Annotated in this window: 17 protein-coding genes and 1 pseudogene; 1 reads left to right on the top strand and 17 read right to left on the bottom strand. The window is 63.4% G+C overall.

Annotated features, from left to right (window positions below; translation table 11 throughout):
- Position 1: 1 nt before the first annotated feature.
- The 16 genes and pseudogenes from AC0V7N_RS32835 to tssA all read right to left on the bottom strand — a co-directional run bounded on the left by AC0V7N_RS32835 (position 2) and on the right by tssA (position 17879).
- Entirely contained in the window at positions 2 to 499 is a 498-nt protein-coding gene (locus AC0V7N_RS32835; protein ID WP_475452374.1) for a hypothetical protein, read from the bottom strand.
- A gap of 3 nt (positions 500 to 502) precedes the next feature.
- Positions 503 to 922: a hypothetical protein gene (locus tag AC0V7N_RS32830; RefSeq protein ID WP_475452373.1), complete on the bottom strand. Its 420-nt coding sequence runs from the start codon at positions 920 to 922 to the stop codon at positions 503 to 505.
- Positions 919 to 1800 carry a PAAR-like domain-containing protein gene (locus AC0V7N_RS32825; RefSeq protein WP_464611910.1) on the bottom strand — a complete coding sequence of 294 codons (882 nt, stop codon included), beginning with the start codon at positions 1798 to 1800 and terminating at the stop codon, positions 919 to 921. The genes AC0V7N_RS32830 and AC0V7N_RS32825 overlap by 4 nt, the downstream gene beginning before the upstream one ends.
- The gene (gene tagF / locus AC0V7N_RS32820; RefSeq protein WP_475452372.1) at positions 1797 to 2336 is read right to left on the bottom strand and encodes a type VI secretion system-associated protein TagF; all 540 of its coding nucleotides are present in this window, start codon (positions 2334 to 2336) and stop codon (positions 1797 to 1799) included. Before tagF ends, AC0V7N_RS32825 begins: the two co-directional genes overlap by 4 nt.
- A complete protein-coding gene (gene tssM / locus AC0V7N_RS32815; protein WP_475452371.1) occupies positions 2318 to 5854 on the bottom strand; it encodes a type VI secretion system membrane subunit TssM in 3537 nt (1178 codons plus the stop codon). Before tssM ends, tagF begins: the two co-directional genes overlap by 19 nt.
- A gap of 1 nt (position 5855) precedes the next feature.
- The gene (gene icmH / locus AC0V7N_RS32810) at positions 5856 to 7178 is read right to left on the bottom strand and encodes a type IVB secretion system protein IcmH/DotU (protein WP_475452370.1); all 1323 of its coding nucleotides are present in this window, start codon (positions 7176 to 7178) and stop codon (positions 5856 to 5858) included.
- Positions 7179 to 7182: 4 nt separating this feature from the next.
- Positions 7183 to 8516, bottom strand: a pseudogene (gene tssK / locus AC0V7N_RS32805) (type VI secretion system baseplate subunit TssK).
- A gap of 39 nt (positions 8517 to 8555) precedes the next feature.
- Positions 8556 to 9008, bottom strand: coding sequence for a type VI secretion system lipoprotein TssJ (tssJ, locus tag AC0V7N_RS32800; protein ID WP_475452368.1), 453 nt, complete (start codon positions 9006 to 9008; stop codon positions 8556 to 8558).
- A 3-nt stretch (positions 9009 to 9011) separates the two neighbouring features.
- A complete protein-coding gene (gene tagH / locus AC0V7N_RS32795; protein WP_496627542.1) occupies positions 9012 to 10484 on the bottom strand; it encodes a type VI secretion system-associated FHA domain protein TagH in 1473 nt (490 codons plus the stop codon).
- Positions 10481 to 11566, bottom strand: coding sequence for a type VI secretion system baseplate subunit TssG (tssG, locus tag AC0V7N_RS32790; protein ID WP_475452367.1), 1086 nt, complete (start codon positions 11564 to 11566; stop codon positions 10481 to 10483). The genes tagH and tssG overlap by 4 nt, the downstream gene beginning before the upstream one ends.
- A complete protein-coding gene (gene tssF, locus AC0V7N_RS32785) occupies positions 11530 to 13404 on the bottom strand; it encodes a type VI secretion system baseplate subunit TssF (RefSeq protein WP_475452366.1) in 1875 nt (624 codons plus the stop codon). The genes tssG and tssF overlap by 37 nt, the downstream gene beginning before the upstream one ends.
- 1 nt (position 13405) lies before the next feature.
- Positions 13406 to 14161, bottom strand: coding sequence for a type VI secretion system baseplate subunit TssE (gene tssE, locus AC0V7N_RS32780; RefSeq protein ID WP_475460606.1), 756 nt, complete (start codon positions 14159 to 14161; stop codon positions 13406 to 13408).
- Positions 14148 to 14603, bottom strand: a complete 456-nt coding sequence (locus tag AC0V7N_RS32775) for an Hcp family type VI secretion system effector (RefSeq protein ID WP_027042794.1) — start codon at positions 14601 to 14603, stop codon at positions 14148 to 14150. Before AC0V7N_RS32775 ends, tssE begins: the two co-directional genes overlap by 14 nt.
- A gap of 48 nt (positions 14604 to 14651) precedes the next feature.
- The gene (gene tssC / locus AC0V7N_RS32770; protein WP_172351722.1) at positions 14652 to 16157 is read right to left on the bottom strand and encodes a type VI secretion system contractile sheath large subunit; all 1506 of its coding nucleotides are present in this window, start codon (positions 16155 to 16157) and stop codon (positions 14652 to 14654) included.
- 3 nt (positions 16158 to 16160) lie between these two features.
- Positions 16161 to 16700, bottom strand: coding sequence for a type VI secretion system contractile sheath small subunit (tssB, locus tag AC0V7N_RS32765; protein WP_023767752.1), 540 nt, complete (start codon positions 16698 to 16700; stop codon positions 16161 to 16163).
- A gap of 6 nt (positions 16701 to 16706) precedes the next feature.
- Positions 16707 to 17879, bottom strand: a complete 1173-nt coding sequence (gene tssA / locus AC0V7N_RS32760) for a type VI secretion system protein TssA (RefSeq protein ID WP_475452365.1) — start codon at positions 17877 to 17879, stop codon at positions 16707 to 16709.
- A gap of 337 nt (positions 17880 to 18216) precedes the next feature.
- Here tssA and tssH point away from each other — a divergent pair, with 337 nt between their 5' ends.
- Complete coding sequence (gene tssH / locus AC0V7N_RS32755; RefSeq protein ID WP_496627539.1) at positions 18217 to 21012, top strand: type VI secretion system ATPase TssH; 2796 nt, start codon at positions 18217 to 18219, stop codon at positions 21010 to 21012.
- 117 nt (positions 21013 to 21129) lie between these two features.
- On the opposite strand, the gene AC0V7N_RS32750 is transcribed toward tssH, so the two are convergent.
- The gene (locus AC0V7N_RS32750) at positions 21130 to 22668 is read right to left on the bottom strand and encodes a methyltransferase regulatory domain-containing protein (RefSeq protein WP_475452364.1); all 1539 of its coding nucleotides are present in this window, start codon (positions 22666 to 22668) and stop codon (positions 21130 to 21132) included.
- Between the last annotated feature and the right edge of the window lie 34 nt (positions 22669 to 22702).

Raw genomic sequence — 22702 nt, 5'->3', positions numbered from 1 at the left:
TTCAACACCACATTCCGCGGGCGTCGAGTCCGATCGGCCAATAAGGCATCCCGGTTAGGACGGTCCTTTCGATCGATTTCTCCGGCAGCCAGGCTAAGAGAAAAACCTCGGGCGCGACCCTGTCGGCCTTCTTCAGTGTCTCACCGATATGACAGACTTTCAGCCAGTATTCTCGGACCGCTTCGACCACCCGGTCATTGGACGATGGGCCCGCCGGCCATCCCGAATACGCTGCCACCAGTCCTTTCTTGAAATCACCCGCCTCCTTTTCGACAAGACCATCCACGACGTCGTTCCACCACTCTCCCGCTTCCTCCACCGCATCGTGCAATCTGGCCCTGTAGTGCTTGAACAAGGTGCCATAACCGGGATGTGCCTCCTTGAGGTCGATCTCTTTGGCACAAAAATTCGCATGCTGCGGAATGTCCTTGGGGGACTCCATTAGCCTCTGGAAACCCGTCTCGATATTATGAACCATGTATTTTGCCGGAAGAGCCACGGATCAGTCCTCACCATAGAGTTCGCCGAAATCGTCCGCTCCAATCGGGATAAACATGAAGTATCGAAAGTGATCGCCGAGCGCAGGATTTGCCTGGATCAGGTCTTCGATGAGAATCGACTGTGGCTTGGCGACTCGATCCCCCTCGCCAGTTTCTCCCTTCTCCCAAAGATCCTGTTTGGACAGATGTGGTTCGTCGATTCTTTTCTGATGCTCGTCATTAACGCGCAAGATCTCCAGCATATACCGGCGGTAGATGGCGATGAAACGCGGATGACCAGAAAGCCCGAGGGGCCAGCGGTCGTCACGCCCTGTCTTCCCGCGCTTGACGCTGGCGATTTCTGACCACCAGTGCTCCAACTGAGGCAGGAGTTCCAGAACTTCGCTTTCGTAGTTGGAGTAGATGTCTGTGTAGAGGCTCATACCGCACCTATCGCAGCCATTAGCTTGTTCATCGCAGCCTCACCGTTCGCGCCGCCGCAAGAGCCGCCTTGCGACGCCGAGCATTTGGCGCATTGGGGCCGGATGCAGTTCGGGTCGTCAGCCCAGTTGTTGAATTTCTGCCGGCAGGCTTCGTCGGCGGGTGCGGGGTCGCAAGCACCTTTGCAGCCGCCAAGTTTGAGCCAGACATAATCCTGAGGCGGCTGATGGTCAGGCGTCCAGCATTTGCCCCGATTCCACTTCGTACCATTTCCGAAGGTCCCCTGGTTGCGTTTCCGCTTGCAGGACCAACATCCTCCCTGACTACCCCCACGACCTCCAATCTCATCGGCTCTCGTCTGTTGATCAGTTGTGGGGTCTCGTCGCTTGAACTTACTCTTTTCGCAGTCTGTGCACTCATATTTCTCGTCGAAGCCGTGTGCGCTCAACGTGTCTCGAATGACCTTGGAGCGTGCGCAGACAATGTTCTTCGGCGTCGACATGCCGTTCTGAAACATTGGGTGGCTGTGGCAACAGGCGCCCTTGCCTTCCACTTTCACGACGAAAGACCAAAGGAGGAACGAGGCGGTTCCCTTGGTCTTGTGCGTAACGACACCCCCACCCTGAGTACCACCCTCGTCGCCACTGCTGGTCGAAACTTCCGACACATTTTCCATTGCCGTCGGATTGCCACCGTCAAAAAGAACGGACTTGCTACCGTTTGACAGGTCGGATGCAGAGCATGTGTTGACGTACGGCACCGGCACAGGGCCGGTTGGAGGCGGCGGCGGGCTAAGGCATACATCTATTGGCGCCGTGCCGGTGCCGCCACTGCCTTTGTGAAAAAAGCCGTTGCCCTCCGCGAAGGTCTGGCAGCTCACACGACGTCCCTCTCTTCATGACGGGGAGATCGCATTGCAGGCAGACCATTAGCGGCCAGATCATGAATGTCAGTAAAATGGAGTTCGTGGACTTCCCAATCGTCGCGCCAGAACATAATGGGGTTTGCTCCTCCCGACGCTGGCGGCGGTAGCCCGCCCAACGCCTCGGAAGCAGTTGCGCCGGCTTGCCGCCGTTCGATGCAGGCTGCCAAGATTTCCGCAACTCTGCCGAACCAGGGATCCGCTGGCTCGGGCATGGCGCCCACGGCGACGACTACGAATGGATATCTGCGTCCGACACGATCCTGGCTCATGCGCCACACACCGGCGCAAGGTAGGTCGCCGAAGATGCCGGCCGGCACCGTGAACCGCCAGGCTCTTGGGTCGAGTTCCCCCTCGTCGGGCCGCGCGCGCAACTCCGTCGACATCCAGCGGTCCCAGCGGTCGATGAAAGTCCGCGGCAGGTTGGCGGCGACGAAATCTCCGGTCGCCGGGATCTTGCCGAAGAATCCAATGTTTATATCTGCGGCGGACATGAGAATTTCTTGAACATCTGCAAATTGTAGGGGTTCTCGACGCTGGCGGCCTTGAGTTCGAAATCGGCCCACATTCCCTTCGTGCCCAGGCGCAGGCTGTAGACATCGGACAGCGACGTGCCGGCGAAGCGGCCGTTGCGCAGCATCCTCAGCCACGCCCAGCTGCCGGTCTCGTTGAGCATGATTTCGGGCGAACCGTCGATCGGCTGGAAGGCGAGTGAAATGACGCCGGTGCCATCCTTGCCGGGCCAGGTCATCGGTTGCGGCCGCGTCGCATTGTTGAAATAGACGAGGGTCTGGCCATCGAGATTGAGCGTGACGCGCGTGACGTTGGGCGACAGGTCCTTCGGTTCGAGCGTGAAGCTCATCACCGGTCCGGTGCCGCCGGGAAAGAGATCGTCGCGAATATGTCTGGCCTGTTCGAACGCCGCCAGCGCCGACGGATCGAGGCCGAAATCGGCGCGCCATTTCCATGGCTGGCTGGTGGTGTCGACATAGTTGATCAGGTGGTCGTTGATGAACCCGTCGATCAGCCCGGCTGGTCCGAACAGGCGGGCGAAATCACGCACATTGACGTCGACCGCGCTGTCGGGGCTGAACGGATAGCGGTCGTTCAGCGCCGCCTGGCAGAACGGCAGTATGTCCGCCCGCCAGATGGCGTTGAGCTCCGACGTCACCGCCTTCTGCGTCAAATTGCTGGTGTCACCGGCAATTCCGCTAAGCCAGACGTTGATAGGGTCGGGCAGGATCTGTGCCTGCCGCGCGACCGCACCGGTCAGCTCGGCAAGGCCGCCTTGCTTCTTGATGGCATCCTGCGGATTGGGGTTGGCGGTGACCGTCTGCAGCACGTTCGACAGCGCGGTCAGCGCGACAACGGCGGCATCCAGTGCCGGCGGCTGGCCGTCGACCTCGGCAATGGTGCTCTTCAGCGGCTTGAAATGTTCCGCCACCAGATTGCCGGTCAGGTCCACCTCGCTGGCTGACCCGGCGCGGGGCAGCAGCTTCGCACCGCTCGTCGCCAGCTTGCCGAGTTTTCCCAGCTTGCCGAGCAATTTCGAGGCGCCCTTGGCCGCCGCCTTGTCGTCGGCGGGCGCCTCATCGGAACGCGTCAGTTCGGTCTCCTGAACGATCGCCGTCAGCAGCCGCTTCAGCGCTGAATCGGCGCTCGACAGATCCTTCAGATTTTCGCTGGCGACATTGAGATCGGTCAATGGCGCGAGCCGCATGTCGCGCAGGAAGCTGTCCCATTGCGCGATGTAGTCGTCATAGTAGAGCTTCAGAATATCCTCGGACAGCGCCGAGACCGAGGTCTCGGAATTCTCCGAGCAGCCGCCGGCGAAAACCGCGCGATCGAGTGCCGCCTGGGCGGCGACATCGTCGATGCGGTCGAGAATGGCGTCGTGGAAGCCGGCATAGGTGAAGGCGCCGGCAATACCGACGCGAAGCGTCTTGTCGGAACGCCGCGCAAACACCTTGCCGCCATTGGGACCGGCGAAATTGGCCGGGATCCACTCCTTGAGCCCGGCCACCTCCGGATCGGCCAGCAACTGCTTGTAGGCTCGTGCCGGCAACGAGATCGTGCACACTGTTTTCAGCGCTTCGGCGACCAGCGCCTGGTCAGGTGCGACATAGCTTTCGTCGACCGCCATGCGGCGGATGGCGGCAAGCTGATGCTCCTCGGCATCGGCGGTCGGAAACGGTGCCGCGGCCGCGAATTCCGGCAGGCTGTTCACCCACCAGTTCTGGGCGAAATCGGGATCCATCTGCGACAGACCCGTCATCATGCGATAGGTCTTCAGCGCGCCGAGCATGAAATCCGGATCGCGGATCTGCCGCCACATGGTCGCCTCGAGCAACGCGATCATGCGCGGCTCGAGCACGTTGCGCAGGGCGTGGTCGTAGGTGTCGGTCTGTGCCCGTACCAGTTCGGCCGAGGCCGATGGCCCCAGCAGATCCTGGGCGCTGCCAGGCGGTGCTGTCCGGGCATTCGCGACCGCGTCCATCGCTTCGAGCGCGCCGTCGATGGCCGGCTGCTGCACCGATGCCGGATTTGCGGCAGTTGCGGTCAGCGGCGTTTGCAGCGCTTCGAATTGGCTCGCCTGCGCCGTGATCGCGTTGCGGTTGTCGAAATAGGACCAGGTGAACAGCCCGCCGGCCAGCAAGGCGGCCGCAGCACACGCGGCCGCAGCACCGCGCCAGATCCAGGCGCGGCGGCGCTGCGCCAACGGATCGAACGTGCCGAGGCCGGCCTCTTTGAAGATGACTTCGGTGAGCAGGTTCTTCAGGAAGAAGCTGCGTTTCTCCACCCTCTGCGCGGGCAAGGCCCGTCGTGGCGGCAGGCCGAAGGACGACGACAGCGCCGCGGTCAGCCGGTCGATCGGCGCCCCTTCCTGCGTCGCTGATGTCAGATAGAGGCCGCGCAGCCAGGCAGCCTCTTCATAGCGGCTTTCACCGAACATCGCCTCGACCAGCACCTGGATCGGTTCGGACAGGCTGGACAGCTGGGCGGGGAACCTGAAGATCTCGGCGCGGGCGGCGAGTTTGTCCTCGTCTTCCAGGCGCGGCACCAGCCGCCGCTCTAGCTCCGTCGCCAGCGTCGAGATCTCTCGTTCGATGGTCTTGGCATCGACGCGCGCATCCAGCGCGAACGTCGTGCCCCAGACCTGCTCGCGCGAGGCGGTCGACAGGCCGCCGAAGAAAGCCTCGAAACCCTTGATCAGGTCGGCCTTGGTCAGCATCAGGTAGACTGGAAGGCGGATTTCGAGCCGGTCGTTGAGCTCGGCCAGCCGCCGGCGGATCTTGCGGCCGTGCGCCTTGATGGCTTCGTCGCCCTCCGAAAGCACGTCGATCGATAGCGCGACGATCACGCCGTTGAGCGCGCGGCGGCCGCGATGCTTCTTCAGAAGGTCGAGGAAGCCCAGCCATTCCGCCGCGTCGACATCGGGCTGGCTCTCCTGCTGGACATAGCGGCCGGCGGTGTCGATCAGAACCGCGCTCTCGGAAAAGAACCAGTCGCAGTTGCGCGTGCCGCCGACGCCTTGCAAATCGTCCGTAAGGTCGATCGGAAAATTCAGTCCGGACTGCCGCAAGGCCGTGGTCTTGCCGGTGGCCGGCGGCCCGACGATCACGTACCACGGCATCTCGCGCAGGAACTTGCGTCCGCCGAGCTTGCGGCGCTTCAGTTCGGCCATCACCTCGGCGAATTTGGCGCCCACGGCGGCGACGTTCTCTTCGCCGGGACTGAGCGGCTTTTCCGCCACCGGTGCGGCGATCTCGGCGACGAACATGCGGTTGGCGCGGATCGCTCGGCGCTGGGCAACGATCAGCCAGATCAGCCAGAAGATGACCAGCAGCGCGATGATGACGATGCGCACATTTTCCGAAGCGAAGGGTTCGTAGGGACCGACCCTGACGATCGGACCGAACACCCAGATGACCAGGGAAAGCAGCGTGATGCCGATCAGCGTCCACAGCCAGCGCGATGTCAGGACCGCCCAGAGGAAGCGCAGGATGAACATCTCACAGCCTCTTTTCGACGAGCACCTCGACGCGGCGGTTCAAGGCTCGCCCCTCGCGCGTGCTGTCGCTGGCCACCGGGTCCGTGGCGGCGCGGCCCTCGGAATGGACGCGATCTTGCGGCACGCCGTTCTGGACCAGCATGTCGGCGATCGTCTGGGCGCGCGCCTCCGACAGCCGCTGGTTGGTCGATAGCGGATTGGTCTTTTGCAGGGGAACGCCGTCCGTATGACCGATCACCGTGATGTTCCCGATCAGCTCCTGATTGGCGAGGATCACCTTGGCGATCGAAGCGATCAGCGGCTCGAAGCCGTCGCTCAGTTGCGGCCGCGACGACTGGAACAGTTCGGGGTTGGAGGCCTGGATGATCAGCTTGGCCAACGAAACGCTCTCGGTGCCGCTGAGGGCGGATTTGAGGTCGGCTGGCGCTCCAGCCTGGAATTCCGGCAACAGCGCAAAATCCACTTTCTCCGGCGGCGGGGCGTCGACCTTGGGCGAGGTCCGGCTGATGTCACCGCGTTCAGGCGGCGGCAGTGCGCGTACAAGGGCTGAAAGCTCGACCGCCTGGCTGCTCAGCCCCATCGACAGCCCGATATGGATGGCCGTGGCGACGACCGCCGCGCCGAGCGCCATGACCCAGATCGGAATGATGAAGCGTTGCGGCTCGTCGGAAGCGATGACGCCTTTCCAGTTTGGCGACAGCGGCGCGCCTTCGGCGTCGGCATCGCGCAGGAAGCGGGCCGCCGCCACGCGAACGGCGTTGAGCGATCGGTCGCCTGAGCGGCCGGGCACGCGATATTTGCCGCGGAAGCCGAGCGCCATGCAGTCATATTGCAGTTCCAGCAATTCGCGGTCGCGGTTGGGATGGCGCTCCAGTTCGTCGAGACGCGTGAAGAACTGCGTGCCGGCATCGACATCGCCGCGCAGCATGACCACAAGCGGCTGCCGCGGCCAGGCGCTGGCCCCGCCCCAGGGCGTGTTCAAGGCGAGATCGTCGAGCAACGCCGCCACGACCCATGCTGCCTGATCGGCCCGCTCCATCGAGGAGCCCGTCGCCATTGCCGTGTCGCGTGCCCGAACCAGTTCTTCGAGCAGTCGGGTGCGCAGCGCTTCCGGGTTCTCCGGCGCCAGCGCGCTTTCAAGCTCGGGCGCGAATTCGAGCAGGGGCGCGAATGCGTTGACGAGCGCGTTCGGGTGGGTGCGAGACCGCTTTACCGCCGCGCCCGGCAACAGCGGTGCCATCGGCCGCGGCGTCGGCGCGCCGGTCAGCCTTATGCGGGTGCGTTCGCGATCCTCCGACAGTCCGAAAGGATCATCGCGGCTCATCACCTCACCTGTTCACCGAGTAGCAGTCCACCTGCGGCTCGCTTGGCAACACGCCCGAAACGCCGATGACGAAGCCGGGGCATCGAGCAGCGACGCCCAGTGCTCGCTTTTCTGGTCCAGTTCGAGGCACAGCCGATCGCCATCGTAGGGGATTTCGCGCGGCTGGGAATGAAGCGGTTTCAGCGGAATGCCGGGCAAACGCGATTTCCACAGGCCCTCGAACTGGTCGGCCGAGCCGACAGTCGCCTGATTGACGAATATCTTGCGCAGCGCGTCTTCCGACAGCTCCGAACCGACCCGGATGACGATACGGCTGGCCACCAGCAGCTTCGGATTGTCGATGCGGATTTTCCAGACATTGGTCGAATGCCGCATGACCGGCAGCGCGCGCGATTTCGGCTCGATGTAGCGCAGGCTGAGGATGAGCGAGCGCAGCGCATCCGCCAGCGCCATATAGGCAGGCCCCGGCGCCATGTGATCGTAGGCGGGCAACTCGCCCAGCCGCCGCGCGCTCGATCCGTAGGTCGCCATCGAACCGGCGAGCCCGGCAAGCTCCAGGTAAAGCTCGGCCGGATGGAAGACATCCTGCGCCAGCATGTGGGCCAGTCGTGGACGTGCCGCATTGGCGAGGTTGAGCATCAGCAGGTCTTCGACGCTGCGTCCTGGCCCGCCCATGACCATCTTGCCATGCGCCTCGGCGATCTGGTCGAGGCCGGTGACGACTTCCAGCAGCAATTGTCGGTACCAGGCCACCGCGCCGGTCACCAGCGTCGGCGGCAGGAAGGTCTCGTCCAGTGAGACGCCGCCATCGGCTCGAACCCCCTTGAGGTCGGCGATCGGCAAGGCGGTGTAGCCACCAACCGACTTCCCGGGTGCCAGCAGCAGCGCCTGCGGACAGGCGATCTCGATTTCTTCAGGGTCCGAACCGCCCTGGACGGCGTCACGCACCGAAACGATCCTCCCATGATAGCGGGCTCCCGAGGCGGCGGCGTGTGCCGGATCGAAGCCGACACCGCCGGGAGGCTCGAGCGGCAAGGCGACCAGCACCGGTCCGGCACTAGTGTCCGGGGTGACCGGCAACGGTCGCGGCGCGTCCATCATCTCTGGTATGGCGAAAGGTGTCCCGTCCGGGAATATGCCGCGAGCCGACAGGATGGCGACCTGGCCGGCGTCGAGCAACGCCTGGTCCAGCGTCAGCTGTTGGAAGCCGAACGTATGCAACTGCCCGGCCTGCAACGCGCCGCGCACCGTCGCCTCGAAAAAGCGATCCTGCTGCTGGAAATGCTGGGTCCGCAGGAAAAGTCCTTCGGACCACAGCACCCTGTTTGCATCGCTCATGCCGCTACTCTCTGCATCGAGCTCCCCTTGCCCTGGCCGCTAGGCGGAAATACCGCCGCTGCCAAGCGAGACATTGATCGTGAATTTTGATCCCGACGACACGGACTTGGTCGTCCGCCAGTTCCTGCCGGTGGGCTCGCGGATCAGCGCGACGAAGCCCAGCGCCGTCGCGTCCGGTTCGACGGTGATGGTCTTGGACGCGGATTTACCCGGCCCGACGGCGATCTGGTCGGATCCGATGAGATCGCCTGCCAGCGCCGAGCCGGCATCGCCCTGCAGGGCAAAGTAGTCGGCGGAATTGAATTTGCCGGTGCTGCGCAGCCGCATGACGAGAACCGTCACCGGCCGGTCGCCACCGCCAGGTCCCGGGTTCATGCCGGCCCCGCCGGTCACATTGATGGTGATCACCGAAGGTTTCGGCGGACCGCTCTGGCAAGCCGTAAGCAGCCCGGTCGCGCCCAGGGCAACGATAAATTCGCGTCGGTCGATCATGTCTCACTCCTCCTCATATGCGTCCCGAAAATCGGCGCCGATTTCGCCGAGAAAGCTTTTCTCCGCGCTCTCGGCGATTTCACGATGGCGTTTCTGGTAGAGCTCCCACAGCTTTGCGCCGCGCCCGCCCGAAAACAGGGTGCCGAGCGCCGAATTCGATTTCAGCTCTTCCTCGATCACTGCCGGGTCAAAACGGTCGACCATCCGCCGCAGGGCGGCCTGCACGCCGCGCCAGGCGCGCACGTGATGTTGCGCGAGATCGCGGACCGCGTCGGCGATAGCCGCTTCGCCGGCGAGAAAGCCGGGGCTGCGCTCGGCGATAAGCGTGACGATGGCGTCGTCGACCGTCGGCAGGAACTTGAGCGGATTGACTTCCGAAGCCCCGACCATGGTCTGGGCGACGCGGGCGTTGCCCTTTTCCTCGGCCCGCTTGCGCAGAAGTTGCATCAGGCCTTCCATCATCAGCCGGTATTCGCGGCCGAACTTCTCCATTTCCGCGATGCTGTCGCGCCCGGGGAAATCGGCTTCCTCGACGCCCATGCCGTGCAGGAATGCGGAGCGAAGCGCCATGTCGCCCAGCTGTGCCGCTGCCGGCATGCGGGCGGGTTTGGCGGCAGCACCAGTGCGCGCTGGAGGCGGGGCGTCTGCTGCCTGCACAGGCAGATCCCAGGGATTGGCGGATTGTGCTCGTGGGGCGATGCGCTCACGCTGTCCGTTCGAGCCGACGCCGTTTGCCGAACTGGAAACGGCCGCTGGTCCAAAACCAAAGTCATCCTTGAATTCGGATGGCTTTCCGGCGGCGGGTTCGGTTGGGCGGTTAACAGAAGGCACCGGGTCGAGGCTGAACGGATCCGCGAAGCTTGGTGTGTTGCCAGTTTCGGGACGAGGGCCAAGGCCCGCCGACACAGGCGTCGACACCGGATCGAGGCTGAACGGGTCATCGAAAGCAGGCGAGCTGCGCTGGCTGGAGGCGGCACGCTCGAACGCGCCAGCAACCGGCTGCTCGAACGGGTTGGGCAGATCGGCCGGACGTGGCCGTCGCGGCTCCTCCTCGACCTTGGCGGAAAAGAAGTCGTCATTGCCGATGCTTAGCGGCGCTCGCGATGCCGGCGGCAAGCGTTCGGAAACCGGCTGGCTGGCGGCAGGTGCCTGGGCGGTTGGCGCCTGCAGGTCGACATAGACGACATAGTCGCCCAGTCTCAGCCGCATGCCGCTTTGAAGGCGCGTCGACTGGCCGGCACCGAGCGGACTGTCGGAGTCGTTTATGTACAGCCCGCTGCTCGACGTGTCGGTGACGAAATAGCCGTCTCGCCCGCCCGTGATCTTGCAATGGGCGCGGGAAACGAACATGTCGGGATCGTTGATCTGCCAGCCTGCGTCGGCGCTGCGGCCGATCACCAGCTCGCCTTCGTCCAGCCGGGTCTGCCGTACCGCCTGGGTGCGTGGCCCTTGCTCCAGCGTCAGCAGCAGGCTCATGCCGCGACCCCCGCCATTTCCGGCCGCCATCCGACAATTGTCCGCAGCCGCAGATCGTCAGCATCGCCCCTTTCGGCAGGCCGCGCAAGCCAGGCGGTCCGGCCGAGCTGGACCGCTCCGATGCGCGGCGGCGGCACCGCTTCACGCGCCAGCACGATGCGCAGGTCGACGTCGAGCGTCTCTCCGACCATGTCGCGGACGGCCTGCTTGAACAGTTTGAGGCGCGAGCCTCCCGGCAGGAACGCCTTGAACTCCTCGAAACCGAGAGGGCCGACCCGCAGCTCGATCCTGCTTTGGCGGTTGAAAACGCGCGGGCCGATTGTCGCCCCCCGGCCGAGCCCCGCATAGGCTTTGGCGAGGCGGGTCTGCAGCCCGGTCGGGATGGTTATCCAGGCGGCGATGAACTCCTTGATCTGGACCGGCACCTTGAACGCTTCCGCCAGGAACAGAGTCAGCCGTTCCGGCCCGTCGACCTGGCTGGCGAGCGACGCCGCCTGGCGGAGCTTGACGGTGTCGAGGTCAGGGTTCTGGGTGCCGGGAAGCCCGATCCCCGCCATCGCTTCCAGCATGGCCCGAACGCGGCCGCCGACCGCGCGCTCGATCTGGACCGCGGGGTGCGCATCCGCCCAGGCCCGGTAGTAGAGGGCAATCATGCGGTGCTGAAGGATGTTGACGAAGTCCACGAAGGTCGTGTCGCTGGTCTGCTGTGCGTCGGCGCCGGCGAACCAGCGCTGCGACAGACGGTCGAGCACCCAGCGCGTCAGATGCAGCGGCATTGGGCCTTCAGGCCCCAGCAGACCGAGATTTGCAACCGTGACCCGCGCCGGCGCCTTGTCGCTGGCTTCGCGGAATTGAACCAGGTCCCGAGCGGAAAAGGCGAGGCGCACATGCTGGCCAAGCCGTGCCGGCTCGCGGTCGGGGCGTCCGGAATGGCCGAACAGGCCGCTTCGCTGTTCGAGACGGCGCAGCAGTTCGAAAAAGTCGAACGCTTCAGACAGGCCTTCGGCCCGGTCCCGCCCGGTCTTGTCCAGATCAGGTGTCCTATCTAGATCAGGTAGCGATTGCCGGGCGTCATCGGCCATGGCACATCCTCCTGCTTCTGCAGCAGCCGCGTGCGGGTTCGCACGAAGCCGTTTATTCCGGCATGACGGGCAAACAGCCGCGCCAGCAAGGCCGAAAGCAGCAAGGTGCTTTGCCCTGCCAGCACCGACTGATCGACATGCAACGTCACTTCCGTGCCGCGCCCGAAGCACATCGGCCCGTCGATCTGCAGCCGTTCGATCACCGACCGCGAGTCGATGCGCACGATCGAATGCACGTTGCGGGCAAGGCTCGGATCGCCGCGGTCGGCATAAAGATCGAGCAATGCATGCAGCGGATCGACGCCGCGGCCTTCCTTGGCGAGGCTCAAGAAATTGAGCGCGAGCTGCGCCACCAGTCGCCAGGCGAGATCGTCGGCCCGGGATTCACCATCGGCCCCTGTGGGCAGCGCCGCGGGGATGGCCGGCTGCGGCGGACGTAGCGCACCGAGCAGCCGCACGGATTCAACCGGGTCGCCGGCCTCCAGCGTCAAGGTCGGATTGTCATCGAGGATCGGTAGGTCACGGTTGGTGCAAAGCGCCATGATGTCGAGACGCTTCAACGGCCGGTTCGCGGGACTTGCGAGCGGCCGGGATACGGCCAGGAAAACATCGTCGCCGGTGTATGACGTGCGGGTCAGGCCGTCGCTCCGCTCATCCTCCGTCGCCCGGCGTGGGCGCCGTTCCGTCGAATAGACCCAGCCACTGCCGCGGTTCTGCCCGAGGCTGAACAACTCCGGTATCTCGGCGTCGCTGCCTTCACTGTCGGCATCCTCGACGCGGAGCACACGATAGATCTCGAAGTCGCGCGCCCGCGTGCGGTCGGCGTGCAGCACCTGCCGCGTCTTGCGCTGATCGAGCTCGACGACGTTGCACTCACGCTCGAACAGATTGATGATCGGCGTCGCGAAAAGCTCGAAATCCGCCGGCGTCAGGTCGGCGAGTTCGGGCACCGGGCGGCGGAACAGGAAGATGATCTCCAGTCCGGCCTCGCATTTGCGCACCACCGGCTGCAGGCCTGAGACCCGCACATAGTGAAAGCGCTCCGGCATGACGAAGTATTCGCGCAGCAGCCGGTAGCCTTCGAATGTCGGGCGGGTACGCGGCATCAGGGCCTCGTCGTCGCTGATGCCGACCATTTCGGGTGCCGGCAAGGGCGACAGCCGGTTGGTCTTGCCTTCCGGCCGTGCGCCAATGGCCACGCAGGCGCCGAAGATCGCGTCGAACAGAAGCGGCGCCTTGGTGCGTCCGGCAAAATAGAGGTCAAGCTGGTCGAGCGCCAATTCGTCGAGTTTGCCTTTTCCGGTCCGCGAAAGCGCCAGACGCAGCGCCGCCTCGCCGGCGATGCCGCCGACCGGTCCGATGCCGGCCGAGGCCAGCGCGCTGCGATCCTGAAAATAGCTGACCGAATTGATCGCTATCGGCCACAGCGTCATGTCCTGCGCGGTGGAGAAAGTGCAACGCGTCGACAGGCCGGGTTGCAGGCTGGAGACCAGCCGTGTGTTGCGCTTGACGACGTGGCCGGCGGGCATGGTCTGCACCTGCTGGCCGGGTTTCAGCACGGCCATCGCCGTCGCCGGCGCCGGTGTGACCAGATCGGGATAGAGGACATCGAGCACGCTGCGCGAAAATCGCGAGCGTTCGGCGTCGACTTTCAGCCGGGTGCGCGCGGCGAGGAAGGCGACGCCGTCCAGCAGCCGTTCGACATAGGGATCCGGGCAGGGCACCGTATCGAGCGAGAGGTTGCGCGCCACCGCCGGATGCATGTCGGCAAATTCCGCCGCAAGGCCGCGGATATGGGTCAGTTCCTCCTCGTAATATTCGACGAAAACCCGATCCATCTCAGGCGTCCCTAATTTCGGTCCGCGCCAAGCCGTTGTCGAGATTGATCGTGGTGCGCAGGCGCATGCGTTCCGGTGTGGGCGTCATGATCAGCACGGCGTCGATCTCGATCTTCAGGCCCACGGTCTTGTCGCCCAGGGTGACGGTAACCTTCGTCGCGCTTTCCTTGAGGCGAGGCTCGAAGGTGGCGAGCACCGAGCGGATTTCGCGCGCCAGCACGTCGCGGTCGAAGTCGCGGGACGACCGGCCCGAGAAGGACGGCACGCCGTAATTGACCACGCTTCGGCGCACTTCCGGAAAATCGGCGAGCGACGGCGGATTGTCCGCCATCTGCTCGTTTTCCAGGTCGGAAAGCAGCGGCGTGGCCTCGAAGCGCTCGGTGTTGAACAGAGCCTCGATGTCGCGCCGCACCGCTTCCCTGAGCACGCGGGCCGATACCACCACGCCTCGGCTTTCGATCTCGACGCGGTGTTGGGTCTGAAAGGCCAGGCGATGCAGACGCCGTTTCTGATCCGGCGTCAGCTCCGCATCGGCGTCGATAGTCCGCGCACTGCCGGCAACGAGGGTTTCGAGACGGTCCGCGCCAAGCTCGTCCAGCAGGACATGGCGCAGCCCGTCTATCTCCGAGGTCAGGCCCGGCAGGTCGTTGACGAGGCGATCCCACAGCGACGGCTGGACCGCCTCGCTTTTCGCCCGCAGGCTGCCCGCGATCTGTTGCTTGCCCGCGCCGGGCCGCCGAACCTCACTTGCCGACATAGACATCCATTTCGGCTTCATCATTGCCGTCATAGACGAACTTGATCTTCTTGTAGGCGAAGCTGACCTCTTCCTGGATCAGGTCCTCCTCATCCTCGGCCTGCGACATGTCGTATTCCATGATCGAGGCGTCGGTGAGCGTCACGACCAGATAATCCTTGGTCTCGCCATCGATGGTCCGCCGTGCGGAGAACACCACTTCATCGAGCGCCTTGTTCTCGAACAATGCCTTTTTCAGATAGGGCGAGGACTTGTCGTAGTGCTTGATGAACTTGATCATGCCCATGGACACGCGGCCACGGCGTGAGAGCGAATTCGGGTCATAGGGTGCGACCATCTTGTAGTCGACGCCATGGATTTCGATTTCGTCCGAGTGGCCGTCGCGGGTGCTTGGGCCCTTGATATCGGGAACCTTCAGAAAACCATCGATCTTGACTGGCATTGTCTTTCTCCACCGCTTTCAAACAAAACAAGGTCTGGTTGCTGCAAATCAGGTCTTCACGGACGGCAGTTCCGATACCAGCCGCAGCGAGGCGTTGATGCCTTCCAACTGGTAATGCGGACGCAGATAGAAGCGGGCGTTGTAGTAGCCCGGCCGTCCTTCGACGCTGTCTACCTGGACTTCGGCCGCGGCAAGCGGGCGCTTGGCGCGCGCCTTGTCGTCGGCGAAGGCCGGGTTGGCCAGCACGTAGCGGTTGATCCACTCGGTCAGCCAGATCTGCATGTCGGAGCGTTCCTTGAACGAACCGACCTTGTCGCGCGCAATGGCCTTGAGGTAGTGCGCGAAGCGCGAGACCGGGAAGAGGTAAGGCAGGTTGGCGCTCAGGCGCTCATTCGACTGGGCGTCGGGGTCGACCAGCCGTCCCGCCCGCGTCTCGTCGTCCTGCAGTGAATGGGCGCCGATGAAGGCCGCCAGATCGGTGTTTTTCCGGTGCAGGATCGGCATCAGACCGAGCTTGGCCAGTTCGGCCTCGCGCCGGTCGTCGATGGCGACTTCGGTCGGGCATTTCATCGCGATCGAGCCATCGTCGGTCGGGAAGCTGTGCACCGGCAAATTGAGCACCGTGCCGCCATTCTCGACGCCGCGGATCTGCGTGCCCCAGCCAAACAGCTTGTGGCTGCGGTTGATGTTGACGCCCATCGGGAAGGCGGCGTTCATCCAGACATATTTGTTGTGATCGCCCTGCACCTCTTCCTCGAAGGTGAAGCCCTTCACCGGAACGGTATCGGTGCCATAGGGCAGCCTGGCCAGAACGCGCGGCATGGTCAGGCCGATATAGCGGGCGTCCTCGCTCTCGCGCAGCGACTGCCACGAGGCATAGGCCGGGTTGGAGACGATCTGCTGCAGGTCTTGCGGGTTGGGCAATTCCTGCCAGCTGTCCATGCGAAACAAGCGCGGCGAGGCGGCCGCGATGAACGGCGTGTGCGCCGAGGCGCAGATGCCGGAGATGTTGCGCAGCAGGCCGACGTCGCGCGGGTGGTTGGAGAATTCATAGGCGCCGATCACACAGCCGATCGGCTCGCCGCCCAGCATCGAATACTCGTCCGTATAGACTTTCTTGAAGATCGGGCTCTGGTCCCACATCTGGCCTTCATAGTCCTCGAGCGTGTCGGCCAGCTGCTCCTTGGAGATGTTCATCACCCGGATCTTCAGCTTCTGATCCGTCTCGGTGTTGTTGACGAGATACCAGAGGCCGCGCCACGTGCCTTCCATCTCGCGCACTTCCGGTGCGTGCAGGATCTCGTTGACCTGTGTCGTCAGCATCTTGTCGATGCCGGCGATCAGCGACTTGATCGACTTGATCGCATTGGACGAAATGGTCGTGGTGTCGGAACGCGATTGTGCTGCCAGCGCGAGATTGCGCACGAGTTGCTGCAGCTTCTCGCTGTCGTCCTTCTTGACCTTGAAGTCCTTCTCGAGGAGCCCGCTGAATTCGTCGAGGTTTATGGCTTCGGCCTCGGCGGTGACGGCGGCGGTCTTTTGCTGTTCGGCCATGGTTTACTCCCCTGCCTTGTCGTCGTCGGCCAGTGCCTGGCTGGCGATCTTGCCAAGAAGTGGCTCATTGTTCAGAAGCTGCGCGATGCGTTTTTCGGCGTCGACGCGGCCATCCATGAAGCCGAGCAGTTCCTCGAGCTGGCGGCGCATCTTGAGGATCTCGGCCAGTTGCGGCACCTGCTCGGCGACCTTGTCCGGAGCGAAATCACCCATCTTGGTGAAGGTGAGATCGAGCGCCAGTTCCTCGTCGCGCTCCTGGCCTTCGGCCTGCGGCAGCGTGTTCTTCACCCGGGCTTTGACGCGGGGCCCGAGCGCCTCCATGAATTTGGGGAAGCGGTTGGCGTCGGTCTCGACGAAGGATCGGTCCAGCACCGATTTTGATGCTTCCTTGGTCTGCGAAGCGCCGGAAAGGTCGGCCATCACGGCCATCACAAACGGCAATTCGATCGTCGTCGGGCTACCGTAGGTTTCCACGTCGTAGGCGATCTGCACCCGCGGCGCGCGATTTCGTTCGATGACCTTCGCTTTGCTTTCGGCTGGCATGTGCTGTTACCTTTCATCCTTCTGAGCCGTCTTCTTGACATCGGGAACGCCGGCAAGGAGCCGGAATTCCTTCAGCCCCGACGGGGCGAGATCTTCCATCAGTTCAACGAAATCCATGTGCACCATGCGGCGCACGCGCCGCGCCAGATGCGGTATCGGGCTCGACGGTTCGGTGCGGTCATAGAAGGCGACGACCAGGTCGAGGCATTTCACCACGTCGTCGCGCGAGGAAATCCGGTCGGGAAGCCCCGTGCTCGAGTCCGTGTAGCTTGCCGCACTTGCCATAGTCTCGGCTCCATGACCGTTTCGAGCAGGCGTTGCTGGTTCTGCCGGCGTGGGCGGCTTGGCAGCGCCATTCGCCACGGTGCCGGCTGCCGAATTCCGTTCGAGGGTCGTCAGCAAACGCTGCAGAAACCGCTTTAATTCCGGAACGGGAGCGCCGCCGCCTTCGAGGCGGGCGTTCAGCGCCGTTTCGACCGCGTCAAGGGCTGCGATCGCCGCCCGGGCGTCGGCGACCAGCGAGACCATCTCCGCACCGGCCTGATCGATCTGTGCCGCACATCCGGCACGCACCCGGTTCAACAATTGTCCGTGCGCGCTGACCAGCGCGGCCTTTTCCGCCGTGTTCAATCCCGAGGCGGCTTCCTGGAGCATGACGCGGTCGTCGAGCGCGCTTTGTTCGAGGTCGCGTCCGCTGATCGGCCCGATCGAGCGGGGCGTAAAGAAAATCATTTGCCTGAGATTCGCCAACAACCCGTCCTGACCATTCTGCAGGTCGAGCAGCGCGTTGATACGGCGCAAGGCGGCATCGCGGGGCGAAGCGTTTGGCCGCAGGGCTGGATGCATGGTTTCCCAATGCTGATCAAAGGTCTGCGCAATGAGCGTCAGACCCTGCGCGAGCCCGGCCAGTCCGTCTTCATTGGCCAGCGCACGCGTGACGATGACCAGCAGGCGAAGGTCCCGGCCATGCGCGCGCAAGTCCGCCGCTCTTGCCAGTACCGCGGACCAGTCGACCGGAATGGTGCTTTGCGACGTGGGCTTGTTGTTGCCGTCGTGGACGACCTTGACCTCGGGCTCGGTCAGGCGCTCCAGCTCATGAAAAGCCGGGTCGTTGCGCAAATCCTCCCCTGACGGGTTTCCACCGTCGAGCGGGCTAAGCCAGAGCGCGGCATCAATCACTCAAACCCCCAGCGACCGACCTCAAACCGTAAGTGACGCGACGTTATCACACGGTTGCACTTTACCACAATTCAAGGACGGCTCAAAAATTAACAGAGGCTAAACGCAATCGTCGCCAGAGTGCCGGAATCCTTGGTGTGGTTGCCGAAGCTGCAGGCGAACCGCATTGCGGAGCAGCGCCCAAGTCAGTGGCTGTTTGCAGCCGGTGGTGCGGGACTTTCCACAAATGGAAAGGAGCCGGCTAAACCGGGCATCGCGACATCGGCCCGCCACGCGCTTTGTCAAGTGACGGCTTATGTGGCAGTTTATCGGCTGGCAGACTGCAGGAGCACGTTCGATGGAACAGCGCCGGTCATCGCAGACTTTCAAGCGCAAGGAACTGGTCGGCAAGCTCAATCCTGTCGGTGTCCGCGCCTTCAAGGCTGCTGCCGACACCGCCAAACTGCGCGGCAATCCCTATGTCGAACTCGTCCATTTCATCGAGCAACTGGTGCTTTCAGACCGCTCGGATGTGCAGATGATCATCGCCGATGCGGGCGTGGATGCGAGCCGGATCACGGCGGATATGACCCGCGCCGTCGACAAGCTGCCGTATGGCGCCACCTCGATCGAGGAATTCTCCGACCATATCTTTCATGCCATCCAGGAAGCTTGGAACCTTGCGACGCTTGAGTTCGGCGTCGAGGAAGTCCGCAGCGCCCATATTCTGCTTGTTTGTCTGAAGACGCCGGTGCTGGAAGGCCTGCTGTCGAAGATCAGCGCCGAGTTCGACAAGATCGACGCCGACGCGGTCATCGCGCGGTTCGCCGATGTCGTGGAGGGCTCGCTCGAAGCCGGCGCCTCGACCACGGTCTCCAGCCCGGAGGCGCCGAAGCGGGCTCCGGGCGGGGATTCGGCGCTGGCGAAATACGCCACCGACCTGACCCAGCGCGCCCGCGACGGCAAGATCGATCCGGTCGTCGGCCGCGATCCGGAGATCCGGCAGATCGTCGACATCCTGATGCGGCGCCGGCAGAACAACCCGATCCTGACCGGCGAGGCCGGGGTCGGCAAGACCGCCGTCGTCGAGGGCTTTGCCTTGCGCATCGCCCAGGGCGACGTGCCGCCCACCCTGCAGAATGTCAGCGTGCGCATGCTAGACGTCGGATTGATGCAGGCGGGCGCCAGCGTGAAGGGCGAATTCGAAAAACGGCTGAAGGCCGTCATCGATGAGGTGCAGTCGTCCGAAACGCCAGTCATCCTGTTCATCGACGAAGCCCACACGCTGATCGGCGCCGGGGGTGCTGCTGGAACCGGTGATGCCGCCAATCTCTTGAAGCCGGCGCTGGCGCGCGGCGAACTTCGCACCATCGCGGCAACGACCTGGGCCGAATACAAGCAGCACATCGAGAAAGACCCGGCGCTGACCCGCCGTTTCCAGGTGGTCAAGATCGACGAGCCGTCGGAGGCGGTGGCCGTTCTCATGTTGCGCGGTGTGGCCGGCGTCCTGGAGCAGCACCACAAGGTGCAGATACTCGATGAGGCGATCGAGGCGGCGGTCGGCCTGTCGCATCGCTACATCCCGGCACGGCAACTGCCTGACAAGGCCGTGAGCCTTCTCGACACCGCCTGCGCCCGTGTCGCCATATCGCAGCACGCCACGCCGGCCGAGGTCGAGGACATCATGCGCCGCCGCCAGGCGCTGGAGGTCGAGCGCGGCATCATCGGCCGCGAGGCGGCGATCGGCATCGAGGTGACTGACCGCCAGGCGCGCGTTGAAGCCGGGCTCGCCGAAACCGAGACCACGCTGGCCGCCGCCGAGGGGCGCTGGGAGCGCGAAAAGGCGCTGGTCGTCGAGATCCTCGAACTGCGCGCAAGGCTGCGCGGCGAGGGCGTGCCGCTCGATACGGCGGCGACCACCGAGGCCGATACCGAAACGATAGTGGCGGACGCAGAAAAGACCAAGGTGCCCAAGACCGAGCCGCCCAAGGCTGAAACGACGAAGACCAAGGCGGCCAAAGCCAAGGCCGAGGCGCCGGCGGTTGCCGATCCTGCGCCGTCAGATCCGGCGGCCGACCTTGCGCGGCTGCGCGAGCTGATGGCCGAACTGGCCGAGGCGCAAGGCGAAACACCGCTGATCCTGCCGTCCGTCGATCGCAATGCGGTGGCGGCCGTGGTCCAGGACTGGACCGGAATCCCGACTGGACGGATGCTGTCCAGCCAGACCGAAAAGGCGCTCAAGCTCGCCACCACGCTTTCGGAGCGGGTCGTCGGCCAGGATCACGCCATGGAGATGATCGCCAAACGCGTGCAGACCAGCCGCGCCGGGCTCGGCGCGCCGGAAAAGCCGGTCGGCGTCTTCCTGCTCTGCGGCCCCTCGGGCGTCGGCAAGACCGAGACCGCATTGGCGCTGGCCGAAACGCTCTATGGCGGCGAGCAGAACCTGATCTCGATCAACATGTCCGAGTTCCAGGAGGCGCATACGGTCTCGACGCTCAAAGGCGCGCCGCCCGGTTATGTCGGCTATGGCAAGGGCGGCATCCTGACCGAAGCGGTGCGCAGAAAACCCTATTCGGTGATCCTGCTCGACGAGGTCGAGAAGGCGCATCCGGACGTGCACGAAATCTTCTTCCAGGTCTTCGACAAGGGCATGATGGATGACAGCGAGGGCCGGCGGATCGATTTCAAGAACACGCTGATCCTGCTCACCTCGAATGTCGGCTCCGAGGTCATCATGGACCGGACAAAAAATGGCACGCTGCGGGCCGGGCTCGACGATCTGGATACCGCCTTGCGTAGTCCATTGCTGAAGGTCTTCCCTGCGGCATTCCTCGGACGCGTTGTGACCATTCCCTACTATCCGCTTTCAGATGGAATGATCGAAGCGATTACCCGTCACCAGTTTGCCAAGATCGCTCGTCGGCTGCGGGCAACCAATGACGCGGAATTGGTGATCGGCGACGGTGTCATGGATCTGGTCAAGGCCCGCTGCACCGAGATCGAATCCGGGGGCCGGATGATCGATGCCATCCTGACCAACACGCTGCTGCCGGAACTGAGCCGCGGCGTGCTCAACCGCTCGCTCGGGGGCGAGAAGATGACAAAGGTCACCGTCGGCGCCTCGAAGGAAGGTTTCACCTATTCCTTCGAGTAGCTTCGGGTGAATGGTGATGAAACATCAGCGATCGACGCTTGCCCGGGCGCAGCGGCAAGACGCGATCGGTCGGAAGATTGACGGTATTTCTGACGAATTGGATGTCAGAATTATTCCTTATATGACTTTTAAGGCCTGCAGCAACGGGCGCGTCCTGATCAGGAACCTGTTCGCCAGCCAACTGAATTCCTTGATGTTTTCTGCTTTGGACTCCACGCGCTTCCCGTCTCTCACTAGCCGCTCTCCAACTCCGTCTAGGAAGTTCCAGACGAAACTCGCCAATTCGGTGACGTCCGATTTGCCTTGGTTCAAGGCCAGGATGAACAGCTGGCAGATATGAGGGACGAAGATGCCGCCGCCGGTTACCGGAGAGGCGAGGTAGGCGATATCCGTACTCATGAGCGCTCGCTGGCAAACATGACGATTGAGTGCCTGGCACCGTTCGACGATTTCTTCCGTAGGCGTCTGGGCCGGGCTGACGAACCCTGCGCCAGTGAGCACCATCAGCACTTCGATGACGACCTCCATTTTCATGCCACACAGCTTCCGGCTGGCCATCAACTCGTCAATGCGTTTTGGCTTGTAACAATCTTCGGACAACACATCTATCACGGGATCATAGGTCTTCTCAGGGAGCTCAACCTCACCCAGCGCACCAGTAATTGTCTTGGGTATCTCTTCATGGCAAGTCGTTAGTACGAATGGCTGCGCGCGCCATGCGTCGCGCTGTTTCGGCGCCGTAAGAGGTCTGGCGCCTTTGACGAACAGATCGCATCGAAACCGTTGGTTGACCAGGTAGTCCCGGACCGTTTCCTTCAACAGGGGATGTCCGATCCCATCCAGAAATTTGCGCCCGTCCTGCGTCAGATGCATGCCGTCGATCCTGTCCAGCAGGCGGGCGGACCCAACGAAGCTGAGCTTGGCCTCCTCAAGGCTGCGGGCCATGTCGGAAACGTGGACCAGATGCCAATCCGCACCCAGATATTCATGCCCGATGTAATTCCTGCTCTGTTTCGACAGGCGTTGGAGCTGGTGGGCTGCGGATGGATTGTCACGAAAATAGACCGATCCATTTCGCGCCACATCGGTTGAGAATTTAAGAGCGCCTTCGATTGTCCCTTCAGCAGTGGACATCTGCCCGCCGCCATAGTCGCCGTACAGGGTCATCAGCTGACGCACCGGGATAGCAGGCGCCCATCCGGGCAGGCAGTTGTAGCTGACATAGACAAGGCCGCCGACACGCAGCTTTCGCCGGACAAGATCCAGGATCGTCTTGCGGTTGGCCTCCGAAACCCAGCTCCAGATGCCATGAAGGGCGATGATGTCGAAATCCGGCAGATCGGTGCGGGCCGCAAACTCCTCGAACGAGTCATCGAACAGGTGAAGATCGGCGCCGGAGGCGTCCGCCAACTCGCGCGCATGCGCGGCTTGTCCCGGGTTGAAGTCGGTTCCCCAGAAGCGCCCGCTGTTGGCCGCCGCGTGGATGTTGACGGAAAGCCCCTGGCCGAATCCCAGTTCCAGATAGACGGGCTGGTCTGGAAGCTGCGCTTCGATCCCGCCGCAAAGGCAAGCCATCCGCAGCGCTGCTGGACCCATTTGCCTGTAGTAGCCGTGCGTGTAGTTGAGTTCGGTGTAATACCCGTATGACCAATTCATCGGGTCTGCTCCGTGTAATCGCAAGACAAGGCAC

This window comes from Mesorhizobium kamtschaticum, assembly GCF_056174585.1.
The sequence above is the reverse complement of the archived record's forward strand: the minus strand, read 5'-3'. Positions and strand labels throughout refer to the sequence as shown.